This is a genomic window from Shewanella mesophila, assembly GCF_019457515.1.
Taxonomy (GTDB): domain Bacteria; phylum Pseudomonadota; class Gammaproteobacteria; order Enterobacterales; family Shewanellaceae; genus Shewanella; species Shewanella mesophila.
The window spans coordinates 321,160-339,484 of record NZ_CP080421.1 but is presented as its reverse complement, the minus strand read 5'-3'; the positions used below and the strand labels follow the sequence as shown (position 1 = coordinate 339,484).

Genomic DNA, 18,325 nt, shown 5'->3' with positions numbered 1-18,325 from the left:
AATCAACTCGCATAGGGAAGAAAGGCCAGCAATGACGCAATGCCAATCACCACAAATACAATACTTACGATGGTTTTTATTTTTTTAATCCGCGATCTATTGTTAAGCGCTCTTTCGGCTCCCCACTTAATCGCTACTCGATAGATGCCTATGGCGGCATGAAGCTCGACACAGAACAGTAATGGCACATACACCATCCACACACCATCATTCCAAATACGCTCGGCGCTGCCTGTCGGGCCTATCGTTTCTGGCGCACTGCCTATTAGCCATAAATGAACAGGTAATAATAGAAAAATACCTACCCCTGTAATGGCTTGCCACACCCACAACTTGGTATCGTCATGATGGATGACACTCATCTGCTCGCGCAGTGCCCGTTGCTGAGCAAGGTTAAGCGGCATCTTATGGGCAGCAACCAACACGTGAATAAGTGCTAATCCTGCTACAACAACGGCAATTGTCGACACTATCCAAGGATAACCATGACCATCAGCGCTTAAAAAACTCAGCTCCATGGTTTTTGCTACCATGGTCATTGCATCGCCACCAAGTAAAATCGACGACACCAAGACTAAATGTGTCCATAAAAACAGCGTCAAAATAACGCCCGTAAGACTCTGACTTATATCGAGCCAACCACTTAAGTTATATTTATTACGAGTCAACGACATATTTTCTCCCTATTGGGTAGGCGACGCGGTTTACACAATATATGAAAACACTTAATGCTAATGTCGCTCACAAATCCAATAAAAACCGTGCGATAGATCAAAACACCACCTGATAATTCACAAAATGCTAATCTACAGAGTGTAGACCACAATTAGGGAACGAATGGTGTGATAGGTAGTGTCAGCTCACGTCCAATCATGATGTAAGAAAACAAACTCAGTAACCCAATAGTAATCAGGTAGATAATCAAAAACTTGGCTATCTTTCTCACTCCACTACGATTGGCAGTAAAGCCCCATTTCACCGTAACGCGATACAAACCTATCATGGCGTGGATCACGACAGCAGGCAGCAACAGCACATACAACAACCAAGCGTTGGCGTGATATACCCTTTCGGCCGATAGATAGGGGCCTATTTCGGGATTAGTGATCATGGTAAAAATATGTACAGGCGCTAAGAAAAATAGAATAAATCCCGTCGCCAGCTGCCAAAACCAGGCGTGACTGTCTCTATGACTAATACCATGCATATGACGTCTTAGTGCTCGCCACTGACCCAATTGAGCAGGGAAACGTCGCAATGCTACCGCAGCATGGATAATAACGACCAACATAATAAAAATAGAAAAAACTTTGGTCACGACTGGCATACCATGACCCGTCGAACTAAACATGCCTCCCTCAAGAAACTGCACTACATGGTAAAAGGCTTCCTTACCGAGCAAGATGCTCGATTCAAAATGAAGATGAGCCAGTAAAAAACAACCAAGCATTATGCCAGTCGCACTCTGCAGTTTATCGGCCAGAGCAGACCATGGGCTTCCAAGCGAAGCGTAATGGGTATGATGAGATTGCATGCTTTTTGGATTCATTTTAATTCAGCGCCTAGTGTCGGGATCTACACCATAGCAGTAAGCGAAAACCATAAAATCATCAGGCAAGCAAAGCGTGATATGCCTCACCAATAGCAGTGCAAACATTTGATAAAGATCACAAACAATCGCAAAAATAGAAACGGAGGTAAAGCCAATTTACCAATATTAATCATGTATTTAAATGGTCAATTCAAACAAAACAACTAGCACCAAATTCAAGAGATAACCAGTTGAATCTACAGCTCTATTCAAAAGACTGTAAATATCGATAACAGATCATTCTGCCTTTAGTTGCCGCATGGTTTACAATAACGCCATTAATGACCTAAGAGAGAAGATCCCATGGCCTGGATCCAGATAAAAATCGATACCGATAACCAACATGCCGACCAATTAAGCGACTTGCTCATGGATTTTGGTGCACTGTCTATTACCTATGAAGATGGTAAAGACACGCCTATTTATGAGCCAAGCTTGGGCGAAACCCCACTATGGAGCCACACAGTGTTAACCGCCCTATTTGAAGCCGACTATGATCTGGCTCCTATCGTTGAAATGCTAAAGCTACAACCATACATAGGAGAAGACTTTAGCCACAAAATTGAGCAAGTCGAAGATAAAGACTGGGAACGTGAGTGGATGGACAACTTCCATCCAATCCAATTTGGTCATCGTCTATGGATCTGTCCTAGCTGGCGTGAAGTGCCAGACCCACAAGCGGTCAATGTCATGCTCGATCCAGGGCTTGCCTTTGGTACTGGCACCCACCCAACCACGGCGCTGTGTTTAGAATGGCTAGATGGACTCGATCTTGAAGGCAAAGAAGCGATCGATTTTGGCTGTGGATCAGGCATCCTTGCGGTCGCGGCATTAAAACTTGGCGCCTCAAAAGTGACAGGCATTGATATCGACTATCAAGCTATCGATGCCTCTAAAGCAAATGCCGAACGCAATGGTGTCGCAGATAAACTCGCACTGTTTCTGCCCGAAGATCAACCAGCCGATCTTAAAGCAGAAGTTTTAGTCGCCAATATCTTAGCGGGACCACTTCGAGAACTAGCCCCGCTAATTGCTGAAAAGGTGCAACCGGGTGGTTTGCTCGCGCTTTCAGGTTTACTCAAAGAGCAAGCAGATGAAATTAGTCAACACTATGCCCAGTGGTTTGACATGGACGCGCCCGCTCACAAAGAAGATTGGAGTCGCTTGACAGGCACCCGTAAATAACAGTAAAAGCCAGCGGCCTCAAGGCCGCCACTGACTTCTCAACATGCAAAAGTCAAGTAAAAAAGTTGCTCTCAGGTCATTTATTGACCTTTTCACAGGCTTGAAAAAGGCGTACTATAGCGCCCCTTTGAAGCGCAAGGTGTAATGATAAATGCAGATTGGACCCTATCAACTGAAAAATCAGCTGATCGTGGCTCCTATGGCAGGAGTCACCGACCAACCCTTTCGAAATCTCTGCTTACGCTATGGCGCAGCCTTAGCCGTATCAGAGATGCTTTCATCGAATCCTGATGTTTGGGATACGGATAAAAGCCGTCAGCGCATGGCACACGCTGGTGAAGATGGGATTCGCTCAGTACAGATTGCAGGTGCAGATCCCGATATGATGGCCCATGCCGCCGTTGTCAACGTACAACAAGGCGCACAGATCATCGATATCAATATGGGATGTCCTGCAAAAAAGGTGAATAAGAAGCTGGCTGGATCGGCGCTACTACAGCAACCAGAGCAAGTAAAAGCGATTTTGCAAGCTGTCGTTGCCGCAGTGGATGTCCCAGTTACACTGAAAATTCGCACAGGTTGGGCACCAGAACATCGTAACGGTGTTCATATAGCCCAAATAGCCGAAGATTGTGGCATTGCCTCATTAGCCGTTCACGGTCGCACGAGACAATGCATGTACAAGGGGAATGCTGAGTACGACACAATTGCCGCTATAAAACAGAATGTCTCTATTCCAGTTGTTGCTAACGGAGATATCTGCACCCCAGAAAAAGCACGTTTTGTGCTCGATCATACTGGCGCAGATGCTCTAATGATTGGGAGAGGCGCTCAAGGACGGCCTTGGGTGTTCAGAGAAATCCAACATTACTTGGAAACAGGTAATAAGCTAGCGCCCATTGAAGTGGACGAAATGCGTCAAGTGATGCAGGAACACCTCAAAGACTTATATGCACTGTATGGTGAATACAAAGGTTTACGTATCGCCAGAAAGCATGTTGGATGGTATCTGAGCCAAGAAGCGCAGAGACAACTTAGAGCCGAGTTTAATCGGCTGGAAACTGTTGAAGAACAATGTTCCATATTGGAACGTTATTTTGATGAATTAGTACAGAATTAATAAAGAGCAGAATACGAATGTTTGATCAGACAACTCAACCAGAAGCTCATCAGCTTACCGTAGGCAAAATCGAAACCGCTAACGGAACTATCAAGCCTCAGCTATTACGTGACGCTGTAAAGCGCGCAGTAACTAACTTTTTCGCTCAAATGGACGGCCAAGAAGCTGAAGAAGTTTATGAAATGGTGTTATGTGAAGTTGAAGCACCTCTACTAGATATCATCATGCAACACACTCGTGGCAACCAAACTCGCGCTGCCAACATGCTAGGTATCAACCGTGGTACGCTACGCAAGAAATTGAAAAAATATGGCATGAACTAAGACTCATATCTTAACATGTTGTATTGAAACGGGCTTTCCAGCAATGGAAAGCCCGTTTTGCATTACAGGTTACCGCCAATTCACTCATGCCCCCCTAAAACCAATAAAGCATGACTAGCTGCAAAAGCCTTATTGTTATGATTTGAAGCACTCACCCTATATAGCACCCTAGCTATAATACCAATTAGTCTAAAGGGGAGTTTTATCGCGAAAAGTGTGATTACCCGAGCACTTTACTCAAGTAATCATTGAGACAAACAAAACATACAAATAATATATTGCTTTATCTCAACAAATTAATCTCATGTTATTACTGGAGCCCCACATGTCTCAAGCGAAAGAACGCCTACTTGCCTCTCGCGTTGGTGAAATTGTTGCCAACGATTTTCGCAGTGCCCACCTATTTAGCCAGTACGGTATCGATTTTTGCTGTGGCGGGGGAATATCACTAGAACGCGCGATTAAACGTTTTGATGCCGATGAAGCACGGCTTGTTGAAGCATTAATGCAACTAGATGCTCAAGGCGAAAAACAGCAAGGATTAGATCAGTTACCAATACCAGATTTACTAAACTACATAGAAGCGACCCATCACAGCTTCGTTAGAGAAAAAGCACCACTATTAATTGAATATAGCCAAAAGATGGTCCGTGCTCATGGTGAAAGCCATGATGAAATAAACCCATTAGCCGGCTGGATCCGCGTATTAGTGGAGGATTTAATGCCCCATCTAATGAAAGAGGAACAGATACTGTTCCCGGCGATTCTAGGACTATACAATCAAGTTGAAATGCAAAATTGTTTCGGCCATATCGGTAATCCTATTGACGCCATGCTGTATGAACATGATGATGCATTACAGATTTTAGAAAAAATCCGCGAAATCACTAATGACTTCCAACCGCCAGCGCATGCCTGCACCACATGGCGTGTCTGTTATGCCACCCTAGCAGAGTTTGAGACCGACCTAAAGCAACACATATACTTAGAAAACAATCTGCTATTTCCTCAGGCACTTACACTAACGCAGTGATATTCATTAGCAAAAATCGGTACTAAGAAATTAAAATCCCATCAGCAAATAGCCGCCAGTTGCGGCTATGGCAACGCCGACAACACGGGTAACCGGCAGTTTTGCTGTGATATTTTGCATGATAACACCCAGTGCTACCCCGCAAATATGGATCAACGCAGTACCAGATAAGAACCCTAATGCATAAAGCACTGGGCTAGCCAGAGCGGGCATTTCGGCCCCATGGGCATGGCCATGAAAAATAGCAAAAAGCCCGACAAAAGCCATCGCGGCCAAGGTCGGAATTCGCTTCTCTAAAGCGATAGCACCGCCTAACAACAACACAGACAAAGCAATGCCTATTTCGACAAAAGGCACCTCAATCGCAAACAGTCCAAGCACGCCACCGACCAGCATAAATGCCATAAAAGCTAGGGGCACCCGCCAGATAGCCTTACCCCCAAGTTGAGTACTCAACAAGCCAACGCTCAACATGGCAAGTAGATGATCAAAACCTAATACTGGGTGATTAAGTCCTGTGATGAAGCCAGCACCACTCGTTATACCGTGGGCGAAAACGGGACTGGTCCAGCAAAGCAACGCTAACGCTATGGCTCTTTTAAACATCTGTAGGTCTCATTCCTTGAAATTGAAAATGTAACAATAAGATATAAATGAAAGTTTGACTGTGATACTGAACAAGAAATGAGTGACTAAAGATAAGCTTGGTCAATGCTTAACTGATCTGAACTCTGATTGGGAGGTGGAACACCTCTAGATAACTTAACCTCTGCGCAGTTATTTCAACTCAAAGGTATAAGTTCATACACTAAAAATAGAGGGTTAATACGAAGTTTGAGCAACTCAATTATCCCTAGTTTAAGTTCTTTCTATTACCATTAAACTAACCATGGGACAGTTAAGCTTATACGAGGTGCAATAACTCACTCAATTGACACACTTGCAAGTGAGGTAATACGCCATTACCAAAAGATTGCGGCTCTCTATCGACGGCAGGATTTAACCAAACCGTCTGACATCCAGCTTTTCTGGCGCCTTGCACATCTGCCTTATAGCTATCACCGACATGTAATAATTGCTCTGGGGATAGAGCTAAACGGCTGGCTGCCTGATAAAACATATCAGGATAGGGTTTCATGCGAATGCCGTTGCCAGGGTGCAACACAAATTCAAACACCTCACCTAAACCAATACGCTTTGCATCGACGTTACCATTGGTGATCCCAATTAGACGATATCGCTGTGCCAGTTGATGCAAAATAACCAAGTTCTCATCACTCACCGAGACATCTGAGCGATATTTTAAAAAATGGCTAAGTCCATCGTGAGCCCCTTGCTCCGCTTCGGCTTTAGAATAGCCAAGTTGCTGTAAGCCATAGGCTAAGGTGACTAATCTCGCGGCGCTGGTATCGTGAGCAAGCTCGGGTTGCAACTTCACCACTTGTTTTTTCACCGTAAACCACTGCTCGCTTTGCCATTGAATGGATTTGGGATAATGCTTGGCCAAAAATACAATTAACTGCTGCTCTGCATTGATAATAATCGGCCGATTATCGTAGAGCGTATCGTCGAGATCGAAACTAATTACACTAAAAGGACGGGGACGAATCGAGACATTAATCATTGCCACCTCGCTTTTTTGCTCTCGGGTGAGCACCATCATACACTTTAGCTAAATGTTGAAAATCGAGACTGGTATACACTTGGGTCGTGGATAAATTTGCATGACCTAATAGTTCTTGCACGGCACGTAAATCGGCACTCGATTCCAGCATATGAGTCGCAAATGAGTGTCTTAACTTATGCGGATGGACATGCATGCTTAAACCTTGTTCTTGCCCCCACTTATTTAAACGTGCCTGAATCGAGCGGTGAGCAAGGCGTTTACCTTTCGCAGTCACAAACAAGGCATCATCTTCACAGGGCAAAGTTAACCGAATAGACAACCATAACGCTATCGCTTCTATCGCCATACGCCCAATCGGAACAATTCGCTCCTTACTGCCTTTGCCCATCACCTTAACTTGCTGTTCATTGTGGTCAATATCTGAGGTATTTAGCGCGGCGAGCTCAGCGAGTCGTAACCCTGATGAATAAAACAACTCCATTATTGCTTTGTCTCGCATCGCTAACGGCGAGTCATCATCAATGGTAAGCAAGTGAGTAACCGAATCAAGATCCATATTCTTCGGTAGTGGTTTACCCTGCTTTGGCGCATTTAAGCTTGCCGATGGATCAAGAGTTACTAGCGATTCTTGCAGCAGATAATAAAAAAATTGCCTGATGGCCGATAAGCACAGCGCGATTGAACGTGCTCCAAGGCCTTGGCGATGTAGCTTATTAAGCACCGCTTGCAGCTCTTCAGCAGTGACTTGATGCCAACCCATATCAGCTGGCAACAGTTTTTCCACACGCTGTAGCTCAAAGCAGTAATTACGAACGGTATGAGGGGAAAGTTGGCGCTCAGAAGCAAGATAAGTTTCAAAGCGCGCAAGCCAATGTACTGATGTCATCGGATCAAAGCTTTGGCAGCAGGTGATCGAGTAACTGTTTCAGCTGGTCTAACAACAGGTTGTCCATATCGGGATGAAAATGCATAGGATCGGCACTGGCGATAGCAAAAATTACTTGTCCGCATTGCTCCGACAAACGAGAGAGAGCAACAGATCCGACATCACAACCAAATAGGCGCTTCGACTCATTTTGAGTCAAACGACCGAAATAGTATCCCTGCTTTAAGCGCTCACTCCAGATATGGGATAGATCGCTATCAATATCATGCACTGTGATTAAGCGAACATGGGTAAATTGGAATTTCTCTTTTAATTCAACAGATAACAGCTGCCTTAGTTCACCTAGATCTTCTGCCTGCAACAGCTTAAGAGACAAAGCAGTATTAAACATGAAGATTTTTTCGTTACGTGATGCCATCGATAACAAAGAAGTGATCTCCTCTTCAAGCTGGGCAACTTTACCTCTTAGCATCTCCTGTTTACGTTCAACAAGAGACACTGCGCCACGCTCAGCATGGGGAATACGCATCGCCAGCAATAACTCTGGATAACGGCTAAAGAAATCTGGATTATCGAGCAGATATTCACGGATCAATATCTCATCGAAAGGTAATTCCGTTTTTTTATTCATGGCATCATTCATTGCTATATCTGTCCATCGTAAACATGTTCCGCTGGTCCCGTCATCCATAAAGGCTTGCCCTCACCTTCCCAGTTAATGGTAAGGGTTCCACCAGGCAGATCGACTCTCACGCGACGATCTAATTTTCCTTGTAACTGTCCAACAACCGCAGCGGCACATGCACCACTACCACAAGCTAAGGTTTCGGCGGCGCCACGCTCGTAAACTCGCAGTTTGACATGACCACTATTGATAATCTGCATAAAGCCCACGTTTACCCCTTTGGGAAAACGCTCATGGTTAGTGAGCAATGCACCTATCGTCTCCACCTCTGCGCTATCGACATCTTCAACATCGAGTACACAATGGGGATTCCCCATAGAAACCGCACCACACAAGAACGTCTGAATACCGCTGTCGTGCTCGGTTTGTAGCAAATAGGTTTTTTCTGCCTTTTTGGCACTAAATGGGATGCGGTTTGGCTCTAGAATAGGTACGCCCATATTAACGGTAACATTTCCGTCACGCTCTAATCGTAAGGTCATTTTACCAGAAGAGGTGCTAACCTTAATTTTTTGCTTATTAGTCAGACCTTTCGTTCTAACGAACTGCGCAAAACAACGCGCACCATTACCGCACTGCTCAACTTCACTACCATCGGCATTAAAAATACGATAATGGAAATCTAGCTCGGGATCATAGGGGGGCTCCACCAATAATAGCTGGTCAAAACCTACGCCAAAGTTTCGATCAGCCAAGCGCTTTATCTGCTCAGGCGAAAAATAGACGTTTTGGGTCACGCCATCGACCACCATAAAGTCGTTGCCTAAACCATGCATTTTGGTGAATAGGATCAAAAGAGTTTTCCTTAAAATAACGAGCTAACTAACTTTCACTTCTCCCAGTTTACGGGAGCAGTTGTTCACCTTGCCACAGTTGCGATACTTTTTCTCGCTCTCTCACCAAATAATGCTTATCGCCATCAACCATGACCTCAGCTACACGTGGGCGAGAGTTATAGTTCGATGACATGGTAAAACCATAAGCCCCTGATGAACGCACGGCAAGCAGATCATCGGCTTGCAGATTCAACATGCGATCTTTACCGAGAAAATCACCGGTCTCGCACACAGGGCCGACAATATCATAGTTGAGAGCGACACCTTCTCTTGGCTTTACCGGAATGATATTTTGCCAAGCGCTATAGAGTGAAGGCCTTATTAAATCATTCATCGCACCATCAACTAAGGCAAAGTTTTTGTCGCTATTTTCTTTTAAATAAAGTACTTGAGTAACGAAAATGCCAGCATTGGCCGCAATAGCGCGTCCAGGTTCGAAGATAAGCTTGAGATCTCGACCTTGTATCTTATCAAGCAGAGCGGCGGCGTAATCGCTAGGCTCTGGCGGCTGCTCATCATCATAAGTCACCCCTAAACCTCCGCCTACATCGAGATGAGAAATGATAACCCCTTGCTCAGCAAGGCGATCGATAAGTCCTAACATCCTTTCCATTGCATCAAGAAAAGGTTGAATTTCAGTCAACTGAGAGCCGATATGACAATCTGCGCCTTTGACCTCAAGTCCTGGTAATTGATGCGCACGCACAAAGATCCGCTCGGCATCTTCCATCGCGATACCAAACTTGTTCTCTTTTAACCCTGTTGAAATATAGGGATGAGTGCCAGCATCGACATCGGGGTTAACACGCAGTGAAACGGGCGCAATCTTACCCAGTCGCAATGCAACAAGATTAAGCTGTTCTAACTCTGCAGCAGACTCAACATTAAAGCAGTAGATACCAAGCTTAAGTGCCATTTCCATCTCTGCGACGGTTTTACCCACCCCAGAGAAGACGACCTTATTTGGATCGCCACCGGCTTCAATCACTCTGGCTAACTCTCCGCCAGACACGATATCGAAACCACTTCCAAGACGCGCTAATACATTTAAAACCGCTAAGTTTGAGTTAGCTTTAACTGCGTAACAAATAAGATGTGGATGATTAGCCACCGCTTGATCGAATGCATGCCAATGACGCTCTAACGTAGCGCGAGAATAAATATACAGTGGCGTATCATAGCGATGGGCCAGTTCAGCAACGGGACACTGTTCAGCATAAAGCTCATTGTTTTTATAGAGAAAGTAATCCACTGCGTTAATCCTTCTTCTGTGTTGTCGTCGCTGGTTCTACAGGCTTATTTTGTTGCTGTGAGGATTGATTATCTTGCACCTCTGGCGCCTTGTACAACGGCCCTTTTTGACCACAAGCCACCATGGACAAACCACCCAGCAGCACTAGTGAAATCAGCTTCATATTTCTCAACATCAGACATTCCGGAATTTATGGGACAATAAGCGACGAGGTTAATGCGCCACAGTTTATCTATCGATTAGAGCTTTTATATACCTAAACCATCTTTATCAGATGCATGATTAACTCACACAAAATACGTTATTTTTAGCAAAACAGCATAAAAAACCACAAAAACCGCTAAAAAACGATGTTTTATCACCTCAACTACCTAAGCATAACTCAAAATAATAAGAGAAAAACTTAGACCCAGACAGCGATATAAGCCAACAGACTGGCTTAGGTATACGGCCTCTGATGTTTGCAGAGATAGCACTAAAACGTCAAGCAGATATCAGCCAAATATTCATCAATATGAATATTTTTATCAGTTATGGCCGAATGTGTTAAAAATCTATGGAGCATCAAGAGTGCCGTTGCTACTATATTGACTCTGAAAACCACTCCATTGAAGGATCTTTGCCATGGCAATGACTGACTCCGAGTACCATAAGCTCGCTGATGAAATGTTTACAGCGATAGAAGATGCCATAGAAAATGCTATCGATGAACAAGACGCCGACATTGATATCGATGCCTCTGGAAATGTATTACAGCTCGAATTTCAGGATCGCTCTAAAATAGTCATTAATAAGCAGGAACCATTGCATCAAATCTGGGTTGCCACTCAATTTGGTGGATATCATTTTTCCTATGTTGATGAGCAGTGGCTTGATGAACGCAGTGATGCTGGTGAATTCATGCCGTTTGTGATTGAGTCGATTCGACGCCAAGGCGGTATCAACCTCAAGCTCTAATCAGCTTGAGTGAATAAGCGGTGTGCCACTCGCTCAAAGCGAAAGAAGCGCACCGCTAAAACTCTACGGCAGCCTCATCAACATTGACCCCAAACGGTAGCGCTGTGAGTCGGCCATCTATTCGGACTAATCTAAAAAACTGCGGTAAATTAAAACGCTCTTTCTCAATATATGACTCAGCGAAAGCATGATGATGGCTAACCTGACTGACTAACTCATCCAAGTTACTTCCTGGTTGAATATAATGATTAATGCCATTTTCCTCATCCAGAACAAACACATCTATTCCCTCTTTACCTTGACGTAAGAAATATTGAATCGCTCCAATAGCCGCGTACTCTTGGATCACTTCAGGGATCTTGCTAAAAGGTTCATTACCTAAATTGGGGCGGGGTAACTCTAGCATTCGTCGCTTAGATAATTTCTGATAAAAAGCCTTGGAGTCACTCAGGTCCTGATAAACCATTCCTTTCGAATTGAAGAAAAGACCATACTTTATCTCTCCTACCTGCAGAGGATGCACCATTGTAGATGAACTTTGAGCCTTGGTACTGAGCAATCGAGCTCGACGTACCAACTGAGTTACTGCACGTTCAAATTGACTAGCTAGGCGAGTAGAGCAGCTGACCACTCCCACTTCAACGTCATCAGTCGCTCTTTGCATTCCAGGGGTAATATAAACTAACGCATCGAGAATCGCTTGCTTGCCATCAAATCGATGACAGTGCCATTCGCCCCAACTATTTTGGCTAATTACATCCAATGATTGCAGCATATTGATATTATCTCGGCCAAGCGCAAAGATATTGGCATTCATATAATCCACCATAATCTCCTGTCCCCGCCAACTCACCGTTGGGTCACTATTAAAGTTGATCAAAAAAATCATTCTCTTAAAGTGCCAAGGCTTACACAGATCCAACTTTGAAGCTCGCCAATCACCTTCCTTCAACATGTTTGGCAAACGTCTGGCGGCTTTAGTCAGTTGTTTGCTATGCCAATGATTACCACCAAAGTCATACCATTTAGTATTTATAGTAGATACACCATTTAAGGTCGCCCAAATAAGTAACTTAGCTTTACTATGCGAGTGATAAACAGCACGATTACCCATAAAGTTTTTGGATTCAGGAGGACAACGATAGAGATAGAACTCTTGAGTATTATGGCTATAAATGACGGTCAAATATGGCTCAGCAATTGAACCACTCCAAAGCCGATTCAAGCGAATGATCTGCTCATTATTATCGCTAAAGTAAGTATGAAGCTTACGAGTTAACAACCCAAGTTCAGAGATTTTTAGGCTCTCGCTGAGTTTATTTTCTGACGCAAAACGCAGTAGTGTTTGATAACTGCCAAGCATCAGTTCATTAAGTTGTTCGTTAAACCACTGTAACTGACCACAATGCCAGGTAGCACATTGATCTAACGTACTCAGTAGTACGTCTGACCAACCCCAGCTATCAACTAAATATTGTAATTTAAAATAGCGCCAGTCTTTTGGATGATCTGCAACCGTAAGTCTAATACCACATTTAAGATAGAAACAGCGACGTACAATCTCCAACCGGCGTTTATCATTTTTATGATTTAAATAGCGTTCAATCGATTGATAAAGCAAAAAATACGCATCATTAAATGCAGAGAAATCGCCAGCAATAGTATTTTTCCATACCTGATTGGTCACGAGCTCAGTATCAGGATAATCACTGGCATAAGCTTCGAGCAGCATAACCTTCAGCAGTGCCTTATGAGGTTTATCGAGTCCTTTGTAAAGTTGCCACAATGACGCACCAAAGTACTCACTGGCAGGTAAATTTCTCACATCGCCTAAAAATATATGGCTATCTGGCGTCGAAGCATCTGGCCACCATGCAACAGGCTTCCCACCTAAACAGATATGACTACGATAAAACTCCTCAAGCAATAACCAATGCTGAGCACTGCCACTGTTCTCACAGTCCATTGCAGCCCCAAGATTATCCTCATTTTTATTGGCAACTAAAAACTGTTTTGGGTGAACCAGATAGATATTCACTTCCAGTTGATGCTTTGCGAACCAGGTGGTCAGCAGCGCAGATTTTTGCTGCAGAGAAAGTCGTTCATCGTTAGATAGAGTAGGATCATATACAACCCAAACGTCAATATCGCTTTTTGGATTTTGACCAAAAGTGGCGGTACTCCCCATAGAGTAAATACCATAAATAGCATTTTGCTGAATGTGCTCGACGCTAGGCTCAGCCAAACCTAAGGTATTACAAGCCTCTATCGCTTTGTCTGCAGGAAAGTAAGTTGCAACCCCTGAAGGCGTCATAGGCCCATTATAGCCAGGGTATCCAGAGCGGTGGTAATGAAATAATAATGGAATCAAATAGAAAAGGTTACGTTGTAAAGGCGTAAGCATTGCTAAGGCCCGAGCAAAACGGACCTGATTTAAGCGATCGGCAGTTTCGATAAAATGCTCTTGCTCACTCAACGTGTTAACACCTAATCCCAATTAACTGTCTTTTAATATGCTAAACAGTTAATTGAAAAACCGCAAGCAAGTGAGACTTAGATCACATTTTTTATTTGTGTTGGTTTTTTGATAAATGGGTATACGTCAAAGAATCAACAGTGGTTTCTTACATAAGCTTGAAACCAATGTTAGCATTAGCGCAACTATGGCCATTGATGGAATATAGAGCATGTCTCAAAACGTCATTCGTATCGCTACACGAAAAAGTCCACTCGCAATGTGGCAAGCAGAATTTGTAAAAGCAGAACTAGAAAAGATTCATCCCGGATTAGTCGTTGAACTACTTCCAATGAGCACTAAAGGTGATGTCATCCTAGACACACCATTAGCCAAAGTCGGCGGTAAAGGCTTATTCGTAAAAGAACTTGAAGTTGCCATGCTTGAAGATTTGGCAGATATTGCGGTTCACTCAATGAAGGATGTTCCCGTTGATTTCCCTGAAGGCCTAGGCCTACAAGTGATTTGTGAGCGTGAAGACCCACGAGATGCATTTGTATCAAATACATACAAAACAATTAGTGAGTTACCGCAAGGTGCGATTGTAGGAACCTCTAGTTTACGTCGTCAATGCCAAATTAGAGCCGCACGACCGGACTTAGAAATCCGCGACCTACGCGGTAATGTTGGTACCCGCCTAGCTAAACTAGACGCTGGTAACTATGACGCGATTATTCTCGCGGCAGCAGGGCTTAAACGCCTCAAACTTGAGGCGCGGATAGCCAGCTTTATCTCTGCCGAAGAGTCATTACCTGCCAATGGACAAGGCGCTGTTGGTATCGAGTGCCGCACTAATGATGAACGTGTTAAAGCACTACTTGCTCCACTCGAACATCTCGAAACCCGTTACAGAGTTATCGCTGAGCGTGCGATGAATACGCGTTTAGAAGGTGGTTGCCAAGTACCGATCGGTGCATATGCCGAAATCTCAGGTGATACGTTAACACTACGCGGATTAGTGGGCAATCCAGATGGTAGCCAGATCATCGAAGGTACTACGACTGGCGCCAAAACTGATGCTGAAGCCTTAGGCATCGCATTGGCTGAAGATTTACTGTCTAAAGGCGCTAAGGAGATCTTAGACGCTGTATACGCTAAGTAAATAGCATGAAAGTGTTACTGACGCGCCCCGAGGGGCGCAATCAGTCAATGTGCGATGCATTGAACGACAGACACATACCCTTTATCGTCACGCCGTTACTTGAAGTTGTCGCTACCGAAGACATTGACAACAAGGACGCTATAGCTGCGTTTAATCACGCACACATCATTATATTTATTAGTACCAATGCGGTTGAATACGCAGCAAAAGCCCTGAATAATCACTTCCCAACCTCAGCAAAATATTATGCAGTAGGTAAAGCAACCTACTTAGCTCTATATGCATTAGGGATTGAGGCAATGGAAGCACCTGCTGAATGTCAGCAGACCGAAGGCCTACTCACATTGCCCTCGCTACAACATCTTGATGGACAAAACCTTACCATAGTTCGAGGTGTCGGAGGACGCGAAACCCTTGCGCAACAACTCACCGCAAGAGGCGCGAATGTGAGCTATTGGCAAGTATATCAACGCGCATGCCCAGCCTTAGATGAGACAATTGCACTAACTTGGCAACAACAACATGTTGATACGATTGTCGTCACCAGTGGCGAAGTGCTCTCTAATCTACTAACACTTGTACCTAAAGAACTATTTGCTTGGCTGCACGCTTGTCATATTATAGTGCCTAGCTCTCGTGTACATGAACAAGCGATACAAGCGGGCTTTACACAAGTAACGAATGCTCTAGCAGCTAATAGCAATGCAGTACTTATAGCTTTAGGTTTATCTAAGTAAACCTTTCAACCTCCTGCATAGCTAAGTAGTCTTACGTTTTCAAGGAATCTGTTGAATGGATAATAATACGCAACAAAGCAAAGCGGTAGCACCAACATCTAAAATTAGTGACACCGTAGATGCGAACTTTGCAGAGGCCTCTGCACCTTCTCCATCAACAGAGACACCCCAAGATAGTAAGCTGTCTAAGGGCGTTTCTTGGGGCTTCCTGTTTAACCTCATTTTCATTCTGTTATTACTGTTTGCTACTTCTGCTGGCGGATTCTATCTATACCAAGAACTCACCGTTCAGAAAGAAAGATCGGCCGAGCTATCCAAACAACTGCAACAACGTCTTGATGATCCTTTAGCTCGTATTACTCATTTGGAGCAGCAACAGCGTTCAGTAGAACGTGATGTTGCAAATAAACTGACTCACGTTTCTGAATCACAGAATCAATTGCAAGAGCAAGTCAACAAGCTAGCTCAACAAAATCCCAACCATTGGATGGCAGAAGAAGCTAAATACTTGGTCAGAATGGCAGGGAGTAAATTGTGGTTAGAAAAAGATCCTCAAACGGCACTTAGCTTACTAGAGGCTGCAGATGACCGTATCGAGACAATGAAAGATCCCTCATTGATCCCGCTTCGTAAAGCACTTGCAAAAGATATGACCGAAGTTGCTGCAATTAAAACCACCGATGTTGCAGGTACGGTACTGACTTTGGATAGTATGATAGAGAGTCTGCAACAGCTTAAACTAAATCGAAGCAAATCAGATGTCACTACAACCGATGACTCCCTAGCAATGACAGATTCAATCGAAGATTGGCAAAGCAATTTAGCTAAGTCGTGGCAGGCACTCATTGAAGAGTTTGTGGTGATTCGTAAACGCACTACCGATCACGCCCCTCTTCTGGCACCCGATCAACAATGGTACCTAGTCGAAAATATCCGCAACAAACTCTTGCAGGCTCAATTGGCACTTTTCCGTCAAGATCAGGTTAACTATCGCCAGTCTATTACCTTGGCAAGAAAATGGATTTATCAGTATTTCGACCTATCTGATAGTAAAACGGAACAAACTGTAGCGGCCTTAGATGCCTTGGTGACCCTAGAGCTTCAATCGCCTAGCATCAAGCAATTTTCGGCAACGCCACTGCTACAACAACTAGTTACACACGGAAGTCTTATTAGCGAGCAGGAGAAGCCACTATGATTAAGGCGTTGATCTATCTTGCTATCATTCTCGTTGGTCTGATCATCAGTCCTTATCTTTCAGGGCTAAACGGTTACCTTTATATAGCAATAGGTGATCAAGAGTTAGAGACTAGCCTGATTTTTGCTCTATTTGCTGCGATCTTATTTTATGCAGTACTTGTTTGTCTCGAAGCGCTAGTCGTTTGGGCTCTCAACCTAATATTAAGCAGTCGCTTGCTTCCTGAAAAATGGCGACGTAAAAAGGCAAGAAAACACACCTTACATGGCGCGCTGGCCTTAGCAGAAGAAGATTGGGCTGAAGCGGAAAAAGCGATGGCGAAAGGCGCGAATAAGGGGGAAATTCCCGCTCTTAATTTATTAGCAGCAGCCCGAGCTGCACAGCATCAAAACAACACCACAGCTCGCGACAACTACCTCTTACAGGCAGAGCAAGATCCTCAAGCCACCACAGCTGTGCAAACGACTCGACTCAGATACCTATTGCAACAAGGGGAATTAGAACAGGCGCGGGCTATTTTGGATCAGATCAATCCGACAAGTAAGAGTAAAAGGCCATTATTACGCCTTGCTATCGAGCTTTATCAAGCTCAAAAAGATTGGAATGCACTTAAGTTACTCTTACCCATAGCCAATAAACGCAGCATTCTCACTCAAGACGAATTTGCTGACTTAAATGATGCAACCAATCGAGCACTCTTAGCTTCAGCGGCTGATAAAAATGAACAGGAATTGGAAAAGGTGTGGCATTGGTTAAGTAGAACTGAGCGCAAGCAGCCCTCTTTCATCGCACAATATGCAATTGGTATTGCAGCATTCGACCGAAAAAATGAAGCCATTAAGATATTATTTAAGGCGCTAAAAAACACACCAAACCAAGATATTTTTGCTGCAATAGCCAAAGTCCTCTCTGCAGCCGATCTCGATGCCAGAAAACATATTTTCGATCTTGAGAAAAAATATGCCGATGATGCCAATTACCAAGCTTGTATTGCTAGCCTATACGATCAAAGTAAAGAGTACAGAGAGTCTCACAAATGGTGGCAAAAAGTTTGCGGTCAAACGCCGTCAAAGCAGGCATGGCTAGCCTTGGCTGAGGCACAAGAACATCTTGGCGATCAGAACTCTGCATTACAAAGTTACCGTAAAGCGGCAATTTTTTGACGCTTTTTTATACTTTTTTTGACTAATAAACCACCTTCACTGGTGGTTTATTACTTAAGCATTCTCTCATTTAATTACTAGTTTAAGATAAACTTCATTAAAACAAACTATTACC

19 protein-coding genes are annotated in these 18,325 nt (G+C 44.0%); 9 read left to right on the top strand and 10 right to left on the bottom strand.

What is annotated here, in order from left to right; translation table 11 throughout:
• Window positions 1–2 precede the first annotated feature (2 nt).
• Both K0I73_RS01555 and K0I73_RS01550 read right to left on the bottom strand, forming a co-directional pair.
• Entirely contained in the window at window positions 3–674 is a 672-nt protein-coding gene (locus K0I73_RS01555) for a fumarate reductase cytochrome b subunit (protein WP_220062809.1), read from the bottom strand.
• 152 nt (window positions 675–826) lie between these two features.
• Complete coding sequence (locus K0I73_RS01550) at window positions 827–1,549, bottom strand: fumarate reductase cytochrome b subunit (RefSeq protein WP_220062808.1); 723 nt, start codon at window positions 1,547–1,549, stop codon at window positions 827–829.
• A gap of 345 nt (window positions 1,550–1,894) precedes the next feature.
• Between K0I73_RS01550 and prmA the strand changes: the two genes are divergently transcribed.
• From prmA to ric, 4 genes are all read left to right on the top strand, one after another.
• Window positions 1,895–2,776, top strand: a complete 882-nt coding sequence (gene prmA / locus K0I73_RS01545; protein WP_220062807.1) for a 50S ribosomal protein L11 methyltransferase — start codon at window positions 1,895–1,897, stop codon at window positions 2,774–2,776.
• Between the two features lie 151 nt (window positions 2,777–2,927).
• Window positions 2,928–3,896, top strand: a complete 969-nt coding sequence (dusB, locus tag K0I73_RS01540; RefSeq protein WP_220062806.1) for a tRNA dihydrouridine synthase DusB — start codon at window positions 2,928–2,930, stop codon at window positions 3,894–3,896.
• Between the two features lie 17 nt (window positions 3,897–3,913).
• Window positions 3,914–4,219, top strand: coding sequence for a DNA-binding transcriptional regulator Fis (fis, locus tag K0I73_RS01535; RefSeq protein WP_011864135.1), 306 nt, complete (start codon window positions 3,914–3,916; stop codon window positions 4,217–4,219).
• 325 nt (window positions 4,220–4,544) lie between these two features.
• Entirely contained in the window at window positions 4,545–5,252 is a 708-nt protein-coding gene (gene ric, locus K0I73_RS01530) for an iron-sulfur cluster repair di-iron protein (protein ID WP_258405253.1), read from the top strand.
• 30 nt (window positions 5,253–5,282) lie between these two features.
• Here the strand turns inward: ric and K0I73_RS01525 are convergent, their stop codons facing one another.
• From K0I73_RS01525 to lptM, 7 genes are all read right to left on the bottom strand, one after another.
• Window positions 5,283–5,858, bottom strand: a complete 576-nt coding sequence (locus K0I73_RS01525; RefSeq protein WP_220062804.1) for a HupE/UreJ family protein — start codon at window positions 5,856–5,858, stop codon at window positions 5,283–5,285.
• A 298-nt stretch (window positions 5,859–6,156) separates the two neighbouring features.
• Window positions 6,157–6,873, bottom strand: a complete 717-nt coding sequence (locus K0I73_RS01520) for an HAD-IA family hydrolase (protein WP_220064213.1) — start codon at window positions 6,871–6,873, stop codon at window positions 6,157–6,159.
• Window positions 6,869–7,765 carry a tyrosine recombinase XerC gene (gene xerC, locus K0I73_RS01515; RefSeq protein WP_220062803.1) on the bottom strand — a complete coding sequence of 299 codons (897 nt, stop codon included), beginning with the start codon at window positions 7,763–7,765 and terminating at the stop codon, window positions 6,869–6,871. The genes K0I73_RS01520 and xerC overlap by 5 nt, the downstream gene beginning before the upstream one ends.
• Before the next feature lie 4 nt (window positions 7,766–7,769).
• The gene (locus K0I73_RS01510) at window positions 7,770–8,408 is read right to left on the bottom strand and encodes a DUF484 family protein (RefSeq protein WP_220062802.1); all 639 of its coding nucleotides are present in this window, start codon (window positions 8,406–8,408) and stop codon (window positions 7,770–7,772) included.
• A 2-nt stretch (window positions 8,409–8,410) separates the two neighbouring features.
• On the bottom strand, window positions 8,411–9,244 hold the full coding sequence (gene dapF, locus K0I73_RS01505) for a diaminopimelate epimerase (protein WP_220062801.1): 834 nt from the start codon (window positions 9,242–9,244) through the stop codon (window positions 8,411–8,413).
• 49 nt (window positions 9,245–9,293) lie between these two features.
• Window positions 9,294–10,538, bottom strand: a complete 1,245-nt coding sequence (gene lysA / locus K0I73_RS01500) for a diaminopimelate decarboxylase (protein WP_220062800.1) — start codon at window positions 10,536–10,538, stop codon at window positions 9,294–9,296.
• 4 nt (window positions 10,539–10,542) lie between these two features.
• Window positions 10,543–10,701 (bottom strand): LPS translocon maturation chaperone LptM, encoded by a 159-nt coding sequence (gene lptM / locus K0I73_RS01495; RefSeq protein ID WP_258405251.1) that lies wholly within the window; start codon window positions 10,699–10,701, stop codon window positions 10,543–10,545.
• 461 nt (window positions 10,702–11,162) lie between these two features.
• On the opposite strand from lptM, the gene cyaY reads away from it, so the two are divergent.
• The gene (gene cyaY / locus K0I73_RS01490) at window positions 11,163–11,495 is read left to right on the top strand and encodes an iron donor protein CyaY (RefSeq protein WP_220062798.1); all 333 of its coding nucleotides are present in this window, start codon (window positions 11,163–11,165) and stop codon (window positions 11,493–11,495) included.
• A gap of 55 nt (window positions 11,496–11,550) precedes the next feature.
• Here the strand turns inward: cyaY and K0I73_RS01485 are convergent, their stop codons facing one another.
• Window positions 11,551–13,971: a class I adenylate cyclase gene (locus tag K0I73_RS01485; RefSeq protein WP_220062797.1), complete on the bottom strand. Its 2,421-nt coding sequence runs from the start codon at window positions 13,969–13,971 to the stop codon at window positions 11,551–11,553.
• A gap of 211 nt (window positions 13,972–14,182) precedes the next feature.
• On the opposite strand from K0I73_RS01485, the gene hemC reads away from it, so the two are divergent.
• The 4 genes from hemC to K0I73_RS01465 are packed head-to-tail and all read left to right on the top strand — an operon-like array spanning window position 14,183 to window position 18,210.
• Window positions 14,183–15,112, top strand: coding sequence for a hydroxymethylbilane synthase (gene hemC / locus K0I73_RS01480; protein ID WP_220062796.1), 930 nt, complete (start codon window positions 14,183–14,185; stop codon window positions 15,110–15,112).
• A 5-nt stretch (window positions 15,113–15,117) separates the two neighbouring features.
• Window positions 15,118–15,849, top strand: a complete 732-nt coding sequence (locus tag K0I73_RS01475) for a uroporphyrinogen-III synthase (RefSeq protein WP_220062795.1) — start codon at window positions 15,118–15,120, stop codon at window positions 15,847–15,849.
• Between the two features lie 55 nt (window positions 15,850–15,904).
• Window positions 15,905–17,047: a uroporphyrinogen-III C-methyltransferase gene (locus K0I73_RS01470; RefSeq protein WP_220062794.1), complete on the top strand. Its 1,143-nt coding sequence runs from the start codon at window positions 15,905–15,907 to the stop codon at window positions 17,045–17,047.
• Window positions 17,044–18,210 (top strand): heme biosynthesis HemY N-terminal domain-containing protein, encoded by a 1,167-nt coding sequence (locus tag K0I73_RS01465; protein WP_220062793.1) that lies wholly within the window; start codon window positions 17,044–17,046, stop codon window positions 18,208–18,210. Before K0I73_RS01470 ends, K0I73_RS01465 begins: the two co-directional genes overlap by 4 nt.
• Window positions 18,211–18,325 lie beyond the last annotated feature (115 nt).

What these genes read in the sequence shown, in the direction of transcription:
- K0I73_RS01555 (WP_220062809.1), bottom strand. Translation starts at nt 674, where the DNA reads ATGTCGTTGACTCGTAATAAATATAACTTAAGTGGTTGGCTCGATATA.
- K0I73_RS01550 (WP_220062808.1), bottom strand. Translation starts at nt 1,549, where the DNA reads ATGAATCCAAAAAGCATGCAATCTCATCATACCCATTACGCTTCGCTT.
- prmA (WP_220062807.1), top strand. Translation starts at nt 1,895, where the DNA reads ATGGCCTGGATCCAGATAAAAATCGATACCGATAACCAACATGCCGAC.
- dusB (WP_220062806.1), top strand. Translation starts at nt 2,928, where the DNA reads ATGCAGATTGGACCCTATCAACTGAAAAATCAGCTGATCGTGGCTCCT.
- fis (WP_011864135.1), top strand. Translation starts at nt 3,914, where the DNA reads ATGTTTGATCAGACAACTCAACCAGAAGCTCATCAGCTTACCGTAGGC.
- ric (WP_258405253.1), top strand. Translation starts at nt 4,545, where the DNA reads ATGTCTCAAGCGAAAGAACGCCTACTTGCCTCTCGCGTTGGTGAAATT.
- K0I73_RS01525 (WP_220062804.1), bottom strand. Translation starts at nt 5,858, where the DNA reads ATGTTTAAAAGAGCCATAGCGTTAGCGTTGCTTTGCTGGACCAGTCCC.
- xerC (WP_220062803.1), bottom strand. Translation starts at nt 7,765, where the DNA reads ATGACATCAGTACATTGGCTTGCGCGCTTTGAAACTTATCTTGCTTCT.
- K0I73_RS01510 (WP_220062802.1), bottom strand. Translation starts at nt 8,408, where the DNA reads ATGAATGATGCCATGAATAAAAAAACGGAATTACCTTTCGATGAGATA.
- lptM (WP_258405251.1), bottom strand. Translation starts at nt 10,701, where the DNA reads ATGAAGCTGATTTCACTAGTGCTGCTGGGTGGTTTGTCCATGGTGGCT.
- cyaY (WP_220062798.1), top strand. Translation starts at nt 11,163, where the DNA reads ATGGCAATGACTGACTCCGAGTACCATAAGCTCGCTGATGAAATGTTT.
- hemC (WP_220062796.1), top strand. Translation starts at nt 14,183, where the DNA reads ATGTCTCAAAACGTCATTCGTATCGCTACACGAAAAAGTCCACTCGCA.
- K0I73_RS01475 (WP_220062795.1), top strand. Translation starts at nt 15,118, where the DNA reads ATGAAAGTGTTACTGACGCGCCCCGAGGGGCGCAATCAGTCAATGTGC.
- K0I73_RS01470 (WP_220062794.1), top strand. Translation starts at nt 15,905, where the DNA reads ATGGATAATAATACGCAACAAAGCAAAGCGGTAGCACCAACATCTAAA.
- K0I73_RS01465 (WP_220062793.1), top strand. Translation starts at nt 17,044, where the DNA reads ATGATTAAGGCGTTGATCTATCTTGCTATCATTCTCGTTGGTCTGATC.